At 72.0% G+C, this 16,082-nt stretch carries 17 protein-coding genes; 6 read left to right on the top strand and 11 right to left on the bottom strand.

Annotated features, from left to right (window positions below):
- Positions 1–39: 39 nt before the first annotated feature.
- The 3 genes from ACIA8X_RS33415 to modA are packed head-to-tail and all read right to left on the bottom strand — an operon-like array spanning position 40 to position 2,899.
- Positions 40–1,185, bottom strand: a complete 1,146-nt coding sequence (locus tag ACIA8X_RS33415; RefSeq protein WP_399459868.1) for an ABC transporter ATP-binding protein — start codon at positions 1,183–1,185, stop codon at positions 40–42.
- The gene (locus ACIA8X_RS33410; RefSeq protein WP_393456890.1) at positions 1,182–2,060 is read right to left on the bottom strand and encodes an ABC transporter permease; all 879 of its coding nucleotides are present in this window, start codon (positions 2,058–2,060) and stop codon (positions 1,182–1,184) included. Before ACIA8X_RS33410 ends, ACIA8X_RS33415 begins: the two co-directional genes overlap by 4 nt.
- Positions 2,057–2,899, bottom strand: a complete 843-nt coding sequence (modA, locus tag ACIA8X_RS33405) for a molybdate ABC transporter substrate-binding protein (RefSeq protein ID WP_399459867.1) — start codon at positions 2,897–2,899, stop codon at positions 2,057–2,059. The genes ACIA8X_RS33410 and modA overlap by 4 nt, the downstream gene beginning before the upstream one ends.
- A gap of 166 nt (positions 2,900–3,065) precedes the next feature.
- Here modA and ACIA8X_RS33400 point away from each other — a divergent pair, with 166 nt between their 5' ends.
- Both ACIA8X_RS33400 and ACIA8X_RS33395 read left to right on the top strand, forming a co-directional pair.
- On the top strand, positions 3,066–3,548 hold the full coding sequence (locus ACIA8X_RS33400) for a hypothetical protein (protein ID WP_399459866.1): 483 nt from the start codon (positions 3,066–3,068) through the stop codon (positions 3,546–3,548).
- Positions 3,549–3,605: 57 nt separating this feature from the next.
- Positions 3,606–4,301 carry a M24 family metallopeptidase gene (locus tag ACIA8X_RS33395; protein ID WP_393456899.1) on the top strand — a complete coding sequence of 232 codons (696 nt, stop codon included), beginning with the start codon at positions 3,606–3,608 and terminating at the stop codon, positions 4,299–4,301.
- 87 nt (positions 4,302–4,388) lie between these two features.
- Here ACIA8X_RS33395 and ACIA8X_RS33390 read toward each other — a convergent pair whose 3' ends face one another.
- Genes ACIA8X_RS33390 through ACIA8X_RS33360 form a run of 7 tightly spaced genes read right to left on the bottom strand, consistent with a single transcriptional unit; the run spans position 4,389 to position 10,631 of the window.
- A complete protein-coding gene (locus ACIA8X_RS33390; RefSeq protein WP_393456902.1) occupies positions 4,389–4,976 on the bottom strand; it encodes a TetR/AcrR family transcriptional regulator in 588 nt (195 codons plus the stop codon).
- A gap of 33 nt (positions 4,977–5,009) precedes the next feature.
- Positions 5,010–6,182, bottom strand: coding sequence for a pyridoxal phosphate-dependent aminotransferase (locus ACIA8X_RS33385; RefSeq protein ID WP_393456905.1), 1,173 nt, complete (start codon positions 6,180–6,182; stop codon positions 5,010–5,012).
- A 26-nt stretch (positions 6,183–6,208) separates the two neighbouring features.
- Complete coding sequence (locus tag ACIA8X_RS33380) at positions 6,209–7,186, bottom strand: SDR family oxidoreductase (RefSeq protein WP_393456908.1); 978 nt, start codon at positions 7,184–7,186, stop codon at positions 6,209–6,211.
- Between the two features lie 50 nt (positions 7,187–7,236).
- Positions 7,237–8,238, bottom strand: a complete 1,002-nt coding sequence (locus ACIA8X_RS33375; RefSeq protein WP_399459865.1) for a biotin-dependent carboxyltransferase family protein — start codon at positions 8,236–8,238, stop codon at positions 7,237–7,239.
- The gene (locus ACIA8X_RS33370) at positions 8,235–8,966 is read right to left on the bottom strand and encodes an allophanate hydrolase subunit 1 (protein ID WP_393456914.1); all 732 of its coding nucleotides are present in this window, start codon (positions 8,964–8,966) and stop codon (positions 8,235–8,237) included. Before ACIA8X_RS33370 ends, ACIA8X_RS33375 begins: the two co-directional genes overlap by 4 nt.
- Before the next feature lie 10 nt (positions 8,967–8,976).
- Positions 8,977–9,783 (bottom strand): LamB/YcsF family protein, encoded by an 807-nt coding sequence (locus tag ACIA8X_RS33365; RefSeq protein WP_393456917.1) that lies wholly within the window; start codon positions 9,781–9,783, stop codon positions 8,977–8,979.
- Positions 9,784–9,818: 35 nt separating this feature from the next.
- Entirely contained in the window at positions 9,819–10,631 is an 813-nt protein-coding gene (locus tag ACIA8X_RS33360; protein WP_399459864.1) for an MFS transporter, read from the bottom strand.
- On the opposite strand from ACIA8X_RS33360, the gene ACIA8X_RS33355 reads away from it, so the two are divergent.
- The 4 genes from ACIA8X_RS33355 (at position 10,630) to ACIA8X_RS33340 (ending at position 14,250) form a co-directional block, all read left to right on the top strand.
- On the top strand, positions 10,630–10,989 hold the full coding sequence (locus ACIA8X_RS33355; RefSeq protein WP_393456923.1) for an NAD(P)-dependent oxidoreductase: 360 nt from the start codon (positions 10,630–10,632) through the stop codon (positions 10,987–10,989). The genes ACIA8X_RS33360 and ACIA8X_RS33355 overlap by 2 nt on opposite strands.
- A 212-nt stretch (positions 10,990–11,201) precedes the next feature.
- The gene (locus ACIA8X_RS33350; protein ID WP_399459863.1) at positions 11,202–11,546 is read left to right on the top strand and encodes a hypothetical protein; all 345 of its coding nucleotides are present in this window, start codon (positions 11,202–11,204) and stop codon (positions 11,544–11,546) included.
- Between the two features lie 5 nt (positions 11,547–11,551).
- The gene (locus ACIA8X_RS33345; RefSeq protein WP_399459861.1) at positions 11,552–12,580 is read left to right on the top strand and encodes a hypothetical protein; all 1,029 of its coding nucleotides are present in this window, start codon (positions 11,552–11,554) and stop codon (positions 12,578–12,580) included.
- Positions 12,577–14,250, top strand: a complete 1,674-nt coding sequence (locus ACIA8X_RS33340; RefSeq protein ID WP_399459860.1) for a hypothetical protein — start codon at positions 12,577–12,579, stop codon at positions 14,248–14,250. The genes ACIA8X_RS33345 and ACIA8X_RS33340 overlap by 4 nt, the downstream gene beginning before the upstream one ends.
- Here ACIA8X_RS33340 and ACIA8X_RS33335 read toward each other — a convergent pair.
- Positions 14,234–16,048 carry an APC family permease gene (locus tag ACIA8X_RS33335; RefSeq protein WP_399459859.1) on the bottom strand — a complete coding sequence of 605 codons (1,815 nt, stop codon included), beginning with the start codon at positions 16,046–16,048 and terminating at the stop codon, positions 14,234–14,236. The two genes, ACIA8X_RS33340 and ACIA8X_RS33335, sit on opposite strands and share 17 nt — an antisense overlap.
- Between the last annotated feature and the right edge of the window lie 34 nt (positions 16,049–16,082).

Genomic DNA, 16,082 nt, shown 5'->3' with positions numbered 1-16,082 from the left:
CTGAGCGTGATTCCGGCGCGGTGCGGCTGCCGCCGCGCGTCACGCCGGGTACGCGTGGGTCTGCGTCGCCTTCACCGTCGCCCAGATCAACGCGCCCGTGTGGAGGCCGAGTTCGGCGGCGGCCACCGTGGTGAGGTCCGCGGTGAGGGAGAACTCGCCGGTGAGGGCCACGCGGATCTGGTCCCCGTGGGTCTCCAGGCCGGCCACCTCGCACTGCCAGAGGTTGCGGGCGCTGGCGCCGGTCGGGCGTTCGCGGTACAGGGTCACCGCGGCCGGGGGGAAGGTGACGCAGACCGGGCCGGTGAGGTCTTCGGTGGTGGTGATCTCCGGCCCTGTGGCCGTGATCTCCGGCCGCGCGTCCAGTCGTACGGTGTGCCCCTGGGCCTCGCCCTTGTAGAGGTTCAGGCCGACGAGATGGGCGATGTAGTCCGTACGCGGATGGCGGGCGATGTCGGCCGGGGTGCCCTCCTGCACCACATGTCCGTCCTCGATGACGACCAGGCGGTCGGCCAGGACCATGGCGTCGAGCGGGTCGTGCGTGACGAGGACCGCGACCGCCTCGAAGTCGGCGAGGTGGCGCCGGAGTTGGGCGCGGACATCGAGGCGGGTGCGTGCGTCGAGCGCGGCCAGCGGTTCGTCGAGAAGCAGCAGTCGTGGGTGGGTGGCCAGGGCGCGGGCGAGGGCGACGCGCTGGGCCTGGCCGCCGGAGAGCCGGCGGGGCTTGGCGTCGGCGTGCTCGGCGAGGTCCATCCGCCGCAGCCACTCGGCGGCCTGCGCCCGTGCCTCCGCCTTGCCGACGCCGTGGCAGTGGGGGCCGAAGGCGACGTTGTCGAGGGCGGTGAGGTGAGGGAAGAGCAGATAGTCCTGGAAGACGACGCCGACCGGGCGGGACTCCGGTGGCGTACGGTCCAACTCGGCGCCGTCCAGCCGTAGATGACCGCCCGTCAGCGGGACGAGCCCGGCCAGCGCGCGCAGGGCCGTGGTCTTGCCGGCGCCGTTGGGGCCGAGCAGCGCGACGACCTCACCGGGGGCGGCCGTCAGGGACACGTCGAGGTGAAAGCGGCCCCGGTCGACGACGAGACGGGCGTTCAGACCCTCGTCGACGGGAAGCACCGTGCCGTCGGTGTCGGTGTCGGTGTCGGCGTTGGTGTTGGTGTCGGTCGAGGTCTTGTCGATGTCGGTCATGACGCGGTCATCCAGCGGTCGCGCAGTCCCGCGAGGACCGCGATCGAGACGGTCAGCAGGACGAGGCTGAGGGCGATGGCCGCCTCCGGGTCGCTCTGCAGGGCGAGGTAGACGGACAGGGGCATGGTCTGGGTACGGCCCGGGAAGTTGCCCGCGAAGGTGATCGTCGCGCCGAACTCGCCGAGCGCCCGCGCCCAGGCGAGCACCGCGCCCGCCGCGATGCCCGGCGCGATCAGCGGCAGCGTGACCCGGCGGAACGCGGTGAAGCGGGAGGCGCCCAGCGTGGTCGCGGCCTCCTCGTAGCGCGGGTCGGCGGCCCGCAGCGTGCCCTCGACGCTGATGACCAGGAACGGCATCGCGACGAACGCCTCCGCGATCACGACCCCGGCGGTGGTGAAGGGCAGGGTGATCCCGAACCACGCGTCCAGCCACTGCCCGACGACACCGTTGCGGCCGAGCGCCATCAGCAGCGCCACGCCCCCGACGACCGGCGGCAGGACGAGGGGCAGGGTGACGAGGGCCCGTACGAGGCCGCGTCCGGGGAACTCGACGCGGGCCAGCAGCCAGGCCAGGGGCACGCCGAGGACCAGGCTCACCGCGGTCGCGGCCGTGGCGCAGATCAGGGACAACTGGAGGGCCTGCCACACCTCGGGGCTGGTCAGTTGGTCCGGCAGGCTGTGCCAGGGGGTGCGGACCAGCAGGGCGATCAGCGGCACGATCAGGAACGCCAGGCCCAGAAGGGCGGGCACCAGGAGAGGCAGTGGCGCGCCCTTGAAGCCTTTGAACCCGTTGAAGCCCGTCCGGCCGCGCCGACGCCGTGGCCCACCCGTCAGGGTGTCGGCCACGGCAGCGGACTTGTCGTGCGGGGAGGTCATGGCTTGAGGAACCCGGCCTCGGTCAGGACCTTCTGGCCCTCGGCGGACCGCACCAGCGCGATGAACGCCTTCGCTGCCTCGGCGTTGGTCGCGTCCTTGAGCAGGGTGATCGGGTAGTCGTTGACGGCGTCGGCGGACTCGGGGAACTCCACGCCCTCCACCTTGTCACCCGCGGCCAGCACATCGGTCTTGTAGACGACCGCGGCGTCCGCCTCCTTCAGCTCGACCTTGGTGAGGGCCGCCTTGACGTCCTGCTCGTACGACACCGGCGTGAGCTTCAGCTTGCTCGCGTCGAGGGCCTTCTGGGCGGCGGCCCCGCACGGCACCTCCTTGTCGCACAGCACGACCTTCAGGCCGGAGTTCGTGAGGTCCTTCAGGGAGTCGACCTTGTCCGGGTTGCCCGGCAGCGTGGCGATCTCCAACTGGTTGCGGACGAAGGTGGCGGGTGTGCCGGAGGCGTCCCCGGCGTCCGTGACGATCTTCATCGTCTTGGGGCTGGCGGAGGCGAACACGTCCGCCGGGGCCCCGCCGGTGATGCTCGCGGCCAGCGAGTCGCTGCCGCCGAAGCTGAAGGTGACCTTCGTGCCCGGGTGCTGCTTCTCGAACTCCTTGCCCAGCGTCTCGAAGCTCTCCTTCAGCGAGGCGGCGGCGAAGACGGTCACCGTGCCGGAGAGCTTGGGGGAGCCGGACGCCGAAGGGGAGGAGTCCGACCCCGCGGAGTCCGAGTCGGAGGAGGAGCAGGCGCTCAGGGCCAGCAGCGCGGCGGCGCTCACGCCGGTCACCCGCAGCATCCGGGCGGTGCGGCGGGTGTGGCGGGTCCGGCGCGCGGAACGGGTCATCACGGGGTTACTCCCTCTCGTTGTGCATACGCCGAGCATACTGCCGCATATGCAAGGTGTAAGTCCCTTGTCGCATCGCATGAGCCTGGCTGTGACCTGCGGAGGCTGGTATATGCGTTTGTACAGGAGGCCCGCCCGGGTACGGTCATCCGGGAGGTGGTAGCCCGTGAGTCAGTCCCTCGCAGCCGCCGGTACGGCCGCCGTTGCGCCGGCGGAAGTCGTTCTCGCCGGTGACCTGGCCCGCCCGGCCCGTATCACCGTCGCCGACCTGCCTGCCTGGCCTCAGCACGCCGCGGAGGTCAGCTTCGAGTGCTCCGCCAGCGGAATCCGGCACCACCGTTTCACCGGCCCGCTCCTGTACGACGTGCTGGCGGCGGCCGAGCCCGCCTTCGACGCCGCCCGACGCAAGGACCGCCTGCGCTTCCTGATCGCCGTGACCGGAGCGGACGGCCATCACGCCCTGCTGTCCTGGGCGGAGACCGACCCGGACTTCGGCCGCGCGCCGGTCCTCCTCGCGGCCACCATCGACGAAACCCCGCTCGACCGGGCCGGACCGCAACTCGTCCTGCCGCAGGACCGCTGCGGCGCCCGCTACATCAGCGGGATCACCGCGATCCGGGTGGACGGCGGCTACCCCGCCTGGACGTGACCGACCCGGTCGAAATCCCGGTTGCCGGGAATCGGTCTCGCGACCTACCTTCGCCCCATGGCGGACGACGACGAACCCACGCGCGCGGCAAGGCTGTTGGATGCCCAGGCGAAGGCCGAGCGGCTCTTCGCGGAGATCGAGGAGCGCGGGCTCGTCGCGCCGGGGGAGGGGGAGCGGGCGGTCAGCGACCGGGTACGGGATCTGGCGAACGAGCTGTTCGGGACGACCCGGCACTGGCACAAGAGGATCGTGCGCTCGGGGCCGAACACGCTGCTGCCGTACCGGGAGAACCCGCCGGACCGGGTGATCGGCGCGGACGACCTCGTGTTCGCCGACTTCGGGCCGATCTTCGAGGAGTACGAGGCCGACTTCGGGCGGACCTTCGTGCTGGGCGACGACCCGGTCAAGCGGCGCCTCGCGGACGACCTGCCGAAGGTCTTCGCCGCCGGGAAGCGGTTCTTCGAGGGCGACCCCGACATCACCGGCAAGCGGCTGTACGCCGAGGTCGAGCGGCTGGCCGCCGAGGCCGGCTGGGAGCTGGGCGGCTGGCACGCCGGGCACCTGGTCGGGGAGTTCCCGCACGAGTGGATCGACGGCGCCGACGTGGAGTCGTACATCGCACCCGGCAACGACACCCCGCTGCGGCGCACCGACAAGGCCGGGCGCCGCTGCCACTGGATCCTGGAGATCCATCTCGTCGACCGGGGGCGGGAGTTCGGCGGGTTCTACGAGGAGCTGCTCACCCTCGGCTGAGAGGAGCCGTCCGCCTTCGGCCGATCCGGAACGCCTGCCTTCGGCCGATCCGGAACGCCCGCCTGCTCGTCGCGACCTGACCGTCGTTCAGTCGTCCCTGCGGTCCGGGGCCGTCGACCAGCCGATGAGCGCGCCGCGCAATGCGGCCACCAGGCGGGAGGCGGCCTCGTCCTCGGTGCGTCCGCTCTTGATGAGGTCGAGGATGTCGCGGGGGTCGAACAGGGCGTTCCACAGGTACAGCGCCTCGTCGCCCAGGTTGCCGAGCCCGAGGTCCTCCGTGGTCTGCCGCAGCGGCTCGGCGAGTGCCTCGGCCTGCGGGACGAGATAGCCGGTGCTCTCGCGCAGCCGCTCCAGGTAGCCGCGGTGCGAGCGCATCTGGGCCATCGCCCCGCCGTGTTCGAGGACGAGCGACACCCAGTAGCGGGACACCGCCTCCAGCCGCTGCATGCCGCGGGTGGTCTGCCGGGCGCTGAAGTCGCGCAGTTCGGAGCCGACTTGGGCCCGGAAGGCGTGCAGGATCTCCTCGACGGAGGAGAAGTGCCGGTAGGCCGTCGCGGTGGACACCTCGGCGTGCTTGGCGATCTCGGCCAGGCTGACCGGCGTCGGCGAGTTCTCGAACAGCACCGCGGCGGCCTTGATGAGCTGCCTGCGATTGCGCTGGGTGTCACTGCGCATGGGTCGACTCCCCCGTTGCATACGAGACGGCGTTCACTGAAGGGCCGAGAGGCCGTGAGCCAGTCGGCGGACGCCCTCGGTGATGGACTCCGCGTCGGCAGCGTACGACAACCGCAGGTGCCCCTCGCCCCGGGCGCCGAACTCGCTGCCCGGCCGGACGGCCACGCCGTAGGTCGTACGCAGCGCCGCCACCACCTCGGTCGAGGGCAGGTCGAGGTCGTAGCGCGGGAACTGGTAGAACGCGCCCTCCGGGGAACTCAGCGTGAGTCCCGGGATCCTGGCGAGTTCCGTCCGCATGAGCTCGCGGCGCCGCTCGTACTCCGCGCGCATGAGCGCGATGTCGGCGGCGCAGGTCCGTACCGCGACGAGTGCGGCGTCCTGGGCGACCGTGTTCACGGAGCCGTTGAAGGTGTTGTGGATGCGCGCGGCGGACTGGATCAGCGGCGACGGGCCCCAGAGGTAGCCCACCCGCCAGCCGGTCATCGCGTAACTCTTGGAGAAGGTCTGGCAGTAGACCGTACGGTCGCGCAGGCCGTCCAGAGAGAGCGCGGACGTGAAGGGCCGGCCGGTGAAGTCGAGGTCGGCGTAGGCCTCGTCGGAGATGACGAGGGTGGACGTGCCGTCGAGCAGCTCGGCGAGCGCCTCCAACTCGGCGCGGCTGTGCACGATTCCGGTCGGGTTGCTCGGGTTGCAGAACACGAAGAGCTTCGCTCCGGCGAGGGCGTCGGCCAGCCGGTCGAGGTCCCAGTGCAGGTCGGGGGCGAGCGGGACGGGGACGACGACACCGCCGGCCATGCTCACCAGGTCGCCGTAGAGGGAGTACGTCGGGTCGGGGATGACGACCCGGTCGCCGGGGTCGACGATGCCGAGGATCGACGCGGCGAGGCCGGCGGTGCCGCCCTGGGTGACCAGGATGTCGGCGGCGGAGACGGCCGTTCCGGCGATACCGGCGAGCTTCTCCGCGAGCGCCTCGCGGAGCGCCGGTTCGCCCAGCAGCGGCGAGTAGTGGGTACGTCCGGCGCGCAGCGCGGCGTTCGCGGCCTCGGTCACCTGCGCGGGCGTGTCGAAGTCGGGCTCGCCCATGGCGAGGGACACGAGATCGCCCCCGGACTGCGGCTGCTGCACCCGACGCGAGGCAGCGGCGATCCGAGCGACGGCCGCGGCAGGCACGAACGAGAGCGGCGAGGTGGTGACGGTGGGCGACATGCGCTCCTCCTGGAAGCGGGGGGTGGTCAGTCCTGGGGGCGGGCGTCGGAGGGCCGCTCCCGGCGCTCGGCGTCCGTGGGGCGGATCTCGGGCGTGGTGCCGGCTGGCTGGACCTGCGCCGCCGAGTCGGCGGGACCGGCCTGGGGTGCCGTGCCGCTGGGGTGGACGTGCGCCGAGGTGTCGGCCTGGGGCGTGGTACCGGCGGGCCGGACCCGTGTCGACGGATCGGTCGGAGCGCCCGCCCTGCGGCTGATGTCGAGGTCGGTAGACGTGTCGCGCTGGCGGGTCGGGGCGACGACGATCTCCTGGAGCACGACTCGCTGGGGCAGTGTGACCGCGAGGCGGATGGCCTCTGCCACGTCCTCCGGGCGGAGCATGTGGGCGCGTTCCTCGGTGGCCGGTGGCCGGGCGCGGTTGTCGAGGATCGGGGTGTCCGTCTCGCCGGGCAGCACGGTGATGGCGCGCAGGCCCTCGTTGCGGAAGGTGTTGTGCAGGAAGGTCATGAAGTTGCGCACCCCCGCCTTGGCCGCGCCGTAGGCCGCACCGCCGAGCAGGTTGGGGTTGACGGCGGCGAGCGAGGAGACCGTGACGATCGTTCCGTCGCCGCGGCCGAGCATGTCGGGCAGCACGGCCTGGGTGAGCTGGAAGACCGCCGTGAGGTTCACGTCCAGGACCTCGCGCCACTCCTCGTGCGGCAGCCACTGCGGGTTGAGCACCGACGACGCGCTTCCCGCGTTGTTGACGAGGACGTCGACCGGGCCGAGTTCGGCGTGGATCCGGTCGACGAGCCGGGTCACCTCGTCGGGGCGGGTGATGTCGGCCGCGATCGCGTGGGCGGTGCCGCCCTCGGCGCGGATGGCCGCCTCGGCCTTGTCGAGCGCCTCCTGCCGGCGGCCGACGAGGACGACGGCGACGCCGTCCCGGGCGAGCAGCCGGGCCGCCTCGAACCCGATCCCGCTGCCGGCGCCTGTGATGAGCGCGGTCCTCGTCGCGGTCCTCGTCACGGTTCTTCCTCCAATTGAGACGTCTGTATCAAGTGAGAATACTTTCTCAACTAGCGTCGGATCAAGTGCGCCGAGGACTCGAAGCGCAGCGCACCGAACGCGTCGGCCGTCGCCCGCTCCAGCACCCGCAACTCGCTCTCCCGCCGCGCGAACCGCCGCACCGAGGTCTCCCGGTCGACCCACCGGAACCGCAGCTCCCGCCCCGGCCCGGCCTGCCCGAGCAGCGGGAGGGACGCCCGCGAGGCGACTCCGACGATGGGATAGCCCGCCGTCAGGCTCCGGTACCTGCCGAGGACGATCAGCTCGTCCGCGTGCGGGATCTGCAGGGCACCGATGGGAACCCCGTGCGAGACGATCTCCGTGTCCGAGTCCGGATGGCGCACCGGTCCGTCGAGTCGCAGGCCGACATGGTTCGAGCGGCCCGTGACGACGTACGACGACTCCGCGATGAGCTCCCGGACCCCGGGAATCGCATGGATCCCGTGGCTCTCGACGACGTCGATAACCCATGGCCCGTCCGGGCAGCGCAGCACGGGGACGGGGAGCCGGAAGAGCGGGGGAGTGAAGTGGCTGCCCCGGAATCCCCGGAAGTCGGACTCCAGGCGGACGCGTGTCCCCAGGGTCTGCGGGAAGCCCATCCGCGCGTCCGGGGCCGCGCTGCCCAGCAGGGTCTCGGCCGCGAGGACCCCGTTGACGGCCAGGTAGGTCCGGGCACCCAGGCCGACGTCACCGCGGACCCGTAGCTCCTGGCCCGCCGGTACCACCACCGGCGACCAGCTGTCGACGGGCGCGCCGCCGACCGTGACCCGGGCGGGCCCGCCGGTCACGGCGACCAGGACGTCCGCGTCGGGCACGAACGCCGGCTTACCCCCGAGGCTCTCGATCAGCGTCGCCCCGCGCGGGTTGCCCACGAGGACGTTCGCCACGGCCGCCGAGTGCTGGTCGGCGGCGCCCCCGGTGGGGACGCCACGGCGTTCGGAGTCCCGGCGACCGAGATCCTGGAACGTCGTGATCCACCCCGTGCCGGTGATGTCGAGGCCCACCGTCGTCATGCCGGCACCTCCGTCGGCAGCAGGAAGCCCGCGTCCAGCGCGGCCGCCTCGTCCCGTGTGACGGGCACGAACCGCACGATGTCGCCCGTGCCGAACGACACGGGTTCCGGGCGCGAGATGTCGACGATGGTGTGCGGGGTGCGCCCGACCACTCGCCAACCAGTCGGTCCGGGGAACGGCTGGATGATCGCGTTCGTACCGGCGACCATGATCGCCCCGGGCGCCACATCGGTACGCGGCTCCGCGCGCCGGCGTACCGGTCGGGGCACCCGGAGCCCGTCCATCATCGGGGCCATCGCCGCGCCCAGCAGCGAGATCGTGAACGTGGACTGGGCGATCGCCTCGACCACTTCGGCCGGGGCGAGCCCCACCTCCTCGGCGACGGATGCCAGGTCGGGTCCGGTCTCCTCGTCGAAGACGACGGGGATGGCGAACCGCAGAGCCGAACGCGGCCGGAGCGGCTCGTGCACCGGCAGGCCCCGCGCGAGCAGCCGTACGGCGTACTCCACGTGCGCGAGCGCGGTCTGCAGCGGGTCGAACTCGACGAGCAGCGACTCCAGGCCGGAGACGACGTCGAGCACTCCGTGCGGCCGGTCCGCCAGAAACCGCTCGCGGAAGGCCACGATCGCCGCCCTGCGCAGGGCCGGGTCGGGATGCGGAACGGTCACCATCACCGCCGAGTCCCCGAAGGGCTCGACGGTGACGGCGGGGAACTGTGCGGTGGCCATCGAAGCGCCCTCAGACCGCCACGTTCGCCTTCTCGGCCAGCACGTCCTTCAGCCCCGTGACCCGGACGTCCGCCTTCTCCAACGCGGCCCGCAGCGCGGTGCCGTTCGCCAGGACCCTGGGGTGGTCGCCGTGCAGCAGCAGGACGTCGACGTCGTGGCCGAGCGGGACGACATTGCCGTCGACCGAGCGGACCGTGCCCTCCTGAACGACCTGCGCGCACCGCTCGCCGATGACCTCGGGGTCGTAGATCAGGCCCTGCTCGTGCGAGCGCGGCACGGGCATGCCGTCGTCGCCGTAGCCCCGGTCGGCGAGGAAGACGTACCCCACGTCCAGGCCGCGTTTGCGCGACTCCTCGGCGAGCAGGCCGCGTTGACAGATGACGATGTAGTCCGTGTCGTACGCGGCGATCGCGTCCGTGATGGCACGGGCGTGCTTGGCGTCGGTCTGGGCTATCGATCCCATACGGCCATGGGGGGCCACGTGGCTGATCGTGCCGCCGTGCACGCGCGCGAAGGCGTCGAGCGCGCCGAGCTGGTAGAGCACGTCGGTGCGGATCTCCTCCTCCGACGCCTCGATGAGCCGGCGGCCGAAGCCGACGAGGTCGGGGTAGCCGGGGTGGGCGCCCAGTTCGATGCCGCGGGCCACACAGTCGGCGACGGTCTGATCCATGATGCGCGGGTCACCCGCGTGGAAGCCGCAGGCGATGTTGGAGGCGGTGACGAGGCCGAGCAGGGCCGCGTCGTCGCCGATCGTGTAGTTGCCGAAGCTCTCGCCGAGGTCGGCGACGACCGCCACCGAGTGGGTTCCGGATGCCATGGGGTGTCTCCCAAAGTGCGGTTCAGAAGGACGGTTCAGTGGGAAGCGAGCGGGCGGCCCTTGGTTTCCCGCAGGAACGCCACGGTGACCAGGGTGATCGCGGCGGTGATGATCGAGGCGAACGCCGGGATCAGGTTGGACCCCGTCGACTCGATGAGTTCGGTCATCACGAGCGGGGCGCTGCCGCCGAAGATGATCGTCGAGACGCTGAACCCGATGCTGTACGCGGAGTAGCGCACGCTGGTCGGGAACATCTCGGCGAGCACGGTGTGGACGACGGCCGCGTGGCCGGAGAAGGCCATGGCGAGCACCGCGGTGCCGAGGCACGCGAGCCCGAACTCGCCCGTGGTGATGAGCAGGAACATCGGGTACGAGACCAGGGCCATGGCGACGGCCGAGCCCGCGAGCACGGGCTTGCGGCCGACGCGGTCCGACAGCCGTGCCATGAGCGGGATGCTGATCACGATGGCGACCAGGCTGCACGCGGTGACCATGAGCGCCCGCACCATCGAGAAGTTGTGCTCGCCGAGCGAGGTCTTCAGGTACGTCGGCATGTAGACGAACAGCAGGTAGTAGCCGGGGCCGTTGAGCGCGGGCAGGAAGATCGTGAGCGCGATCGCCTTGAGGTGCCGCCTGGAGGTCAGTGCCTCTCGCAGCGGGTTGCGGGCGACGGTCTTCTCCTCGCGCAGTGCCGTGAAGTGCGGGGTCTCCTCCAGCCTGCTGCGGATGTAGAAGCCGACGTAGCCGAGCGGGACCGCGAGCAGGAACGGGATCCGCCAGGCCCAGGAGGTCATCGCGGCGTCGCCGAGCGTGGTGATGAGGACGGCGGAGAGGGTGCTGCCGAACATGAGGTCGCCGTCGGCCGCGGCGACCGAACACCTCCTCGACAAGGGGTTCTTCGACGCCCTCCGGCCCGGCGCGACCGTAGTCAACGTCGGCCGCGGAACCGTCGTGGACGAGGCCGCGCTGGTCGACGCCCTCGACAGCGGCCAGGTGGGCTTCGCCGCCCTGGACGTCTTCGAGACGGAACCGCTGCCCGGCGACAGCCCCCTCTGGGACCACGACCGCGTCCTGGTGAGCCCCCACACCGCCGCCCTCAACGCCGCCGAGGACCGCCTCATCGCCGAACTCTTCGCGGCCAACGCCACCCGGCTCCTCGACGGACAGGACCTGCTCAACCGCGTGAACACGGTCGAGTTCTACTGACCGGTTGTCCGTGGACGCCGGGGCGAGGAGGCCGTGCGCTTCCCCGCTCCCCGCGCTCTCAGCACCCGTTCGGGCGGCGACCAGGGGCGCGCAGACGGCGACCAGGGGCGCACCGAGTCGGCAACGGGCATCGGTTCGCCCTCGTGAAGCCGGTGTCCGGCCTGGCAGAGTGGATGGGTACGGCACACGGCGGCGGGGGAGACATGGCGGACATGACGGCGACCATCTCCGTGAAGGTCGAGGGGCCGGTCGGCCTGGACGACCCGCAGGAACTCCTCGAAGAGCTCGGGCAGGCGACCGGGCTGGCCTGGCGGCTGGAACCGGCCGGGCGGGACGGCACCCTCGACGGGGGCCTCGCCGAGACGATGCTGCAGGCCGTGCTCGGCGGTGCCGTCGGGGCCGCGGTGCAGGCCGCCACGCAACTGGCGGTCGACAACTGGCGGCGCCGCAGGCTCGACCCGCCGCCCGTCATCGTCGTCGTCCGGCCCCCCGAGCCTCCGCAGGACCCGCAGCCGCCGCGGCGCACCGACGGCCCCGACGCCCCCGAGGGGAGCTGACCGGCATGGCGTCACGGGCGGTGGTGGTGGGGGTCGGGACGTACGCCGACGACTCCGGCATACACGGGTATCCGACGATCGAGGCCAGCGCCCGCGCATACGGCGCAGCGCTCGACCGGGACCCACGGTGGGGCACCGCAGCCCGGTCCCCGGTGCTGGACCGGGACGAGGTGCGGACCGCCGACGGCGTGATGCGCGCCCTCCACGAAGCGGCCGCGGCCGGCGAGGGGCCGCAGGACACCCTGCTGGTGGTGTACGTCGGACACGGCGCCTATTGGCAGGACGTGCCCGGCGGCCAGGTCCACTTCGCGCTCGGCTCCTCCCGGGTCAACGAGCCCTGGACCTGGCTGTCCGCGTGGTACGTGTACCGGGCGATCAGGAAGAGCAAGGCAGGCCTCAAAGTGCTGATCGCGGACTGCTGTTACTCCAGCATGCTGCCGCACCTGGGCCCCGAGTCCGCCCTGCCCGGCGTCCTCGGCACCCGGTACCAGGGCACCTGCGTGCTCACCGCGGTCGGCGGCAACGTCCACAACGCCTGGGCGGGCGCCTGCCCGAACCTCCCCGCTCCCCTCGACGGTTGCACGACCTTCAGCGGCCACCTGCTGAACGTGCTGGCCCAGGGCATGCCCGAGCACCCCGACGACCTCACGCTCGGCGCACTGCGCGCCGGCATCGACGAGGGCATGCAGGAGTGCGGAGTCCACCACACCCCCCGGATGCTGCTGAACGACGCCTCGGAGGCGGCCGCGCTGTTCACCAACCACGCCAAGGGCCGCCGGTCCCGCACACGCGCACCGGTCACGGTCGACGAGTGGGTCCGCGAACTGCTCCTCAACGGCGAACGCAACCTGCCCGAACTGATGCGCCGCCCCGACCTCGCGGGCCGTGTGGTGGTGCGGCTGAAGGCCGGCGACGAGCAGAGCCGCGAGCTGGCCCGCAGGGTCGACGCCAGGGCCGGCGAACTGCTGCCCGACCCGGTCGACTTCGTCAGGTACTGGGGTGAGATCGAACCCGCGATGCTGGGCGGCGGATGACCGCCACCGAGGGCATCGACGGTGCCCGTCGCACGGACCACCTGTTCCAGCCGGACCTGACCGAGTCGCTCAACGAGGCGTACGCCTGGGTGACCCGGATCGAGGTCCCGCAGTTCGTGGGGATCCTGCGCAGGATGCGGGAGGAGCACCGCGGGGCCATGGCCATGCGCGCCCTGCACGCCTTCGCGCTGCGCCGCCCGGTGGACGAACTCGTCGAACTCGTCCACCACTTCGACCGGCGGGACGCGGTCATGCTGATGGCCACGGCCGCCCTGTCGCGGCCCGTCGGGGAGGCCGCCGAACTGGCCGTGATGCAGCAGGAGGCGGAGTCCGGGAGCGAGCCCGCCACGATCACCGCGAGCATCGTGCATGACGTGGCCTGCCAGCGGACGGCGTTCGACGTGGCGGTGTTCGTGCGGGTTCTGGAGGAGCGGCAGTCGGCGCTCGCCAAGCGCACCGTCAAGGTGTTCGCGGGCGCCGGCTCCGGCCGCACCAACCTCGACAAGGCGCTGCTGCACACCGCGCTGCGCGACGAGGGCTGCCACCGCGAGGCCGACCGGTTGCTCGGGCTGACCCTGCGGGCGATCGCCGACGGCCCGCCGGGCGCCGAAGGAGCGAGCGAGGGCGGCGAGGAGATCGCCGACCTGGCGGGCGCGTTCCAGCATCTCAGCCCGGCCGGACGGGTCCTGGAGCACTGGGTCGAGGAGCGGCTGGGTGCCTCGGACGCGACCGAGGTGGAGCGGACCAAGCGCCTGGTGGCGAGGCTGATCGCCCGGCGCGGCAGCGGCCACGACGCCCTCGCCGAACACATCGGCCGCACCACGCAGCCCCGGCACCTGGTGAAGCTCTGCGCGATCCTCGCGAAGGACGAGGCGTCCCCCGCCAAGTGCGCCCTGGTGCGGCACTACGCGGCCGGGCACAAGAACGTGCAGGAGCTGGCCGTGCTCGTGGCGTCCTGGCACCGCGAACCGGTCCTGACCCGTACCACCCGGGACCTGCTGACCGACATCGTGGCGGGCCCGTCCGCCTCCGGCTCCGCGCCCCGCCCGCTGGAAGAACTGCGACAGCTGGACGAGTGGCTGCCCCTGGAGGACGCCGCCCCCGAGTGCTCCCGGCTGCTGCGCCACGCCGCCGCCGTACGCGTCGAGGGGCGCTCCGGCGCCGACCTGGTGACCCTGCTGGACCGCGTCGAGCGCAGCCGGGACCGGACCCGGGCCGCGCTGGAGGCGGGGCGCCGGCTGGCCGTGGCCGTGATGCGCTCGGACGCGGACCGGGACGGGTTCGTGGACTGTCTGCGGGCGCTGCACGACGCCCGCCACTCGGTCGCCGTGCGCGCGGCCTGCCGTGAACTCTCCGACCCCGCCTCGCCCGGGACGGTCGACGCCGAGCTGGTCGCCGATGTCGCGGGCCGGCTGCACCGGGCAGGCCTCGACAACGTGGCCTGGACGCTGCTCGAACGGTTCCTGGAGAACGAGCAGTTGGTGACGCGGGCCGACGTGGTGGAGGTCGTGGGCCAGGTGCTGGAGCTGCCGCTGCCGGACGCGGAGCTGCTGCTGCGGGCCACGGTGGGCCGCTGGTCGGACGTGGGCCACCGCGATGACACGGTGGCCGCGCTGCGGGCGGCCGGGCGGAGCGAGGCGGCCGAGTGGGTCGTCAAGTCTCTGCGGTGACGGACGGCTCCGCGGTGGCGGACGGCTTCATCCGAGGTTCCTGGCGGGGAGCGGGCAGGGTGGGCGGTACGGCCGCCATGTAGCGCCGGCAGGCCCGGACCAATAGGGGGAACACAACAGCGGCCGACAGAGCGGTGACCGGCAGCGTCACCCGGGAGAGGTCGTACTCGTGCCCGAGCAGCGTGCACGTCACGAGTACCGCCAGATACGCGAGGAACAGCAGCACCGGCCGTACGGCGGGGTCGTCCGGGTCGGCCAGGCGGGAGACGTGTTCCCGGGCGTCGTAGCGCCGCAACAGGCGTCCCACGAAGGGCAGGTCGAGTCCCGCCAGCCACGGCAGCCCGAGCAGCAGCGCCGCGCCGATCCCCACGGCGGCCATGCCCCGCCACACGTCGTCCCACCTGGCCTCGTGGATGACGACGGCGATCGCCACGAACGCGGTGTAGGACAGGGCCAGGTGCAGGATCCGCCGCGTTCCCCGGAACCCCGGCGGTTTCAGCGCCACCAGGACGACGCCCGGCATGGCGTACACCACCAGCGCGGGCACGCTGTTGAGGGCGACCAGCTCCTCCCAGCTGCCCCGCGTCAGGGCCAGCATCACCAGCCCTATCGAGAAGTTGACCAGCAGGATCATCCAGTACGCGTCGATCGCGCCGCCCCGGAACCGGAACGAGGCCCGGCGTGCCGTCTGCAGTCCCCGGTGGGTGAGGTGGGCGCGACTGAGGGCGGCGACCTCGCGGGTCAGGGCGTGCGTGAAGACGATGCCGGAGCCCATCGGGGACAGCAACGCGTTCACGCGAATCAGCCAGCCAAGACCGGTCATCTCCAACACGAAGGCGATCTTGGCGTACGGCGAGTCGAGCATGTTCCCCTTGAGCAGCCCGCACTGTTGGCCGAACACCCACTGCAACGCCGCGTACAGCAGGAACGCGCCGACGAGGGTGCCGTACACCGCCCAGCGTAGCCGTGCGGCCTCGCCCATGCCGCGCCGTTTGACGTTGCCGGCGAAGTCGAGCGGGGCCTGGAAGCCGATGTACGCGTAGATGATGCTGCCGCCCAGCACCGTGTACAGGAAGTGCGAGGAATTCCCGGCCTGTTCCTTCAGGACCTTGGCGCTCTCCGTCCCGCCGCTGAGATACCAGACGTCGCGTGGCTGACAGCTGTGCCCGGTGTCGAGCGCGGCGAGCCACAGACAGACGACGACCAGCAACGGGATGACGATCTTCACCAGGGTGATGAAGAGGTTCAGCCTGATCAGCCGGCGGGGCGGCAGCAGGTTGAGCCCCACGATCAGCGCCATGAAGACGACAGCGCACAGGAGGCCGGTGTGGGAGAGGTCGTAGGGCTGGTCCACGCCCGTCGTGAGCTTGCCCGCTCTCTTCAGCTCACCCGAGTTCTCCAGCAGCGACGGAAACTTGTACGCCAGCCCGCGGACCATGGCGGCCGCCTCGCTCGCCGGGTTCACCGCGTACACGATCCACAGCCCCGCGGCCACCACGGAGGCCACGAGCGGGCCGGCGGCCTGCAGCGGAAGAAAGATCAGCCCACCCGTCTTCGGGACGGCGATCCCCAGCTCGACCATCACGGCGGCGATCAGCAGCATCAGCGCCGCGCCGGCCACCCACCCCCACACGGCGTACTTACCGAGCCCCCAGAAGGCCGGACCGGCGGCCAGCAGCCACCCGGACCCGAGAACCCCACCGGCGGCGAGCCCCACGAGGTCCGATGTGGACAGCCGCCGCCGCTCGTCCGCGTCCTGGACCGACCCCGCCCGCACAGCACCCCGGCCGCCGCTCAACCGCCCCAACTCCGCCCCCTCCACCGCAGTTGCG

It is taken from the genome of Streptomyces sp. NPDC051738 (genome assembly GCF_044453205.1).
GTDB lineage: Bacteria > Actinomycetota > Actinomycetes > Streptomycetales > Streptomycetaceae > Streptomyces.
The sequence above is the reverse complement of the archived record's forward strand: the minus strand, read 5'-3'. Positions and strand labels throughout refer to the sequence as shown.

Coding starts and splice junctions, on each gene's coding strand:
- ACIA8X_RS33415 (WP_399459868.1), bottom strand. CDS start 1,185: ATGACCGACATCGACAAGACCTCGACCGACACCAACACCAACGCCGAC.
- ACIA8X_RS33410 (WP_393456890.1), bottom strand. CDS start 2,060: ATGACCTCCCCGCACGACAAGTCCGCTGCCGTGGCCGACACCCTGACG.
- modA (WP_399459867.1), bottom strand. CDS start 2,899: ATGACCCGTTCCGCGCGCCGGACCCGCCACACCCGCCGCACCGCCCGG.
- ACIA8X_RS33395 (WP_393456899.1), top strand. CDS start 3,606: ATGGCGGACGACGACGAACCCACGCGCGCGGCAAGGCTGTTGGATGCC.
- ACIA8X_RS33390 (WP_393456902.1), bottom strand. CDS start 4,976: ATGCGCAGTGACACCCAGCGCAATCGCAGGCAGCTCATCAAGGCCGCC.
- ACIA8X_RS33385 (WP_393456905.1), bottom strand. CDS start 6,182: ATGTCGCCCACCGTCACCACCTCGCCGCTCTCGTTCGTGCCTGCCGCG.
- ACIA8X_RS33375 (WP_399459865.1), bottom strand. CDS start 8,238: ATGACGACGGTGGGCCTCGACATCACCGGCACGGGGTGGATCACGACG.
- ACIA8X_RS33370 (WP_393456914.1), bottom strand. CDS start 8,966: ATGGCCACCGCACAGTTCCCCGCCGTCACCGTCGAGCCCTTCGGGGAC.
- ACIA8X_RS33365 (WP_393456917.1), bottom strand. CDS start 9,783: ATGGCATCCGGAACCCACTCGGTGGCGGTCGTCGCCGACCTCGGCGAG.
- ACIA8X_RS33355 (WP_393456923.1), top strand. CDS start 10,630: ATGAGGTCGCCGTCGGCCGCGGCGACCGAACACCTCCTCGACAAGGGG.
- ACIA8X_RS33360 (WP_399459864.1), bottom strand. CDS start 10,631: ATGTTCGGCAGCACCCTCTCCGCCGTCCTCATCACCACGCTCGGCGAC.
- ACIA8X_RS33350 (WP_399459863.1), top strand. CDS start 11,202: ATGACGGCGACCATCTCCGTGAAGGTCGAGGGGCCGGTCGGCCTGGAC.
- ACIA8X_RS33345 (WP_399459861.1), top strand. CDS start 11,552: ATGGCGTCACGGGCGGTGGTGGTGGGGGTCGGGACGTACGCCGACGAC.
- ACIA8X_RS33340 (WP_399459860.1), top strand. CDS start 12,577: ATGACCGCCACCGAGGGCATCGACGGTGCCCGTCGCACGGACCACCTG.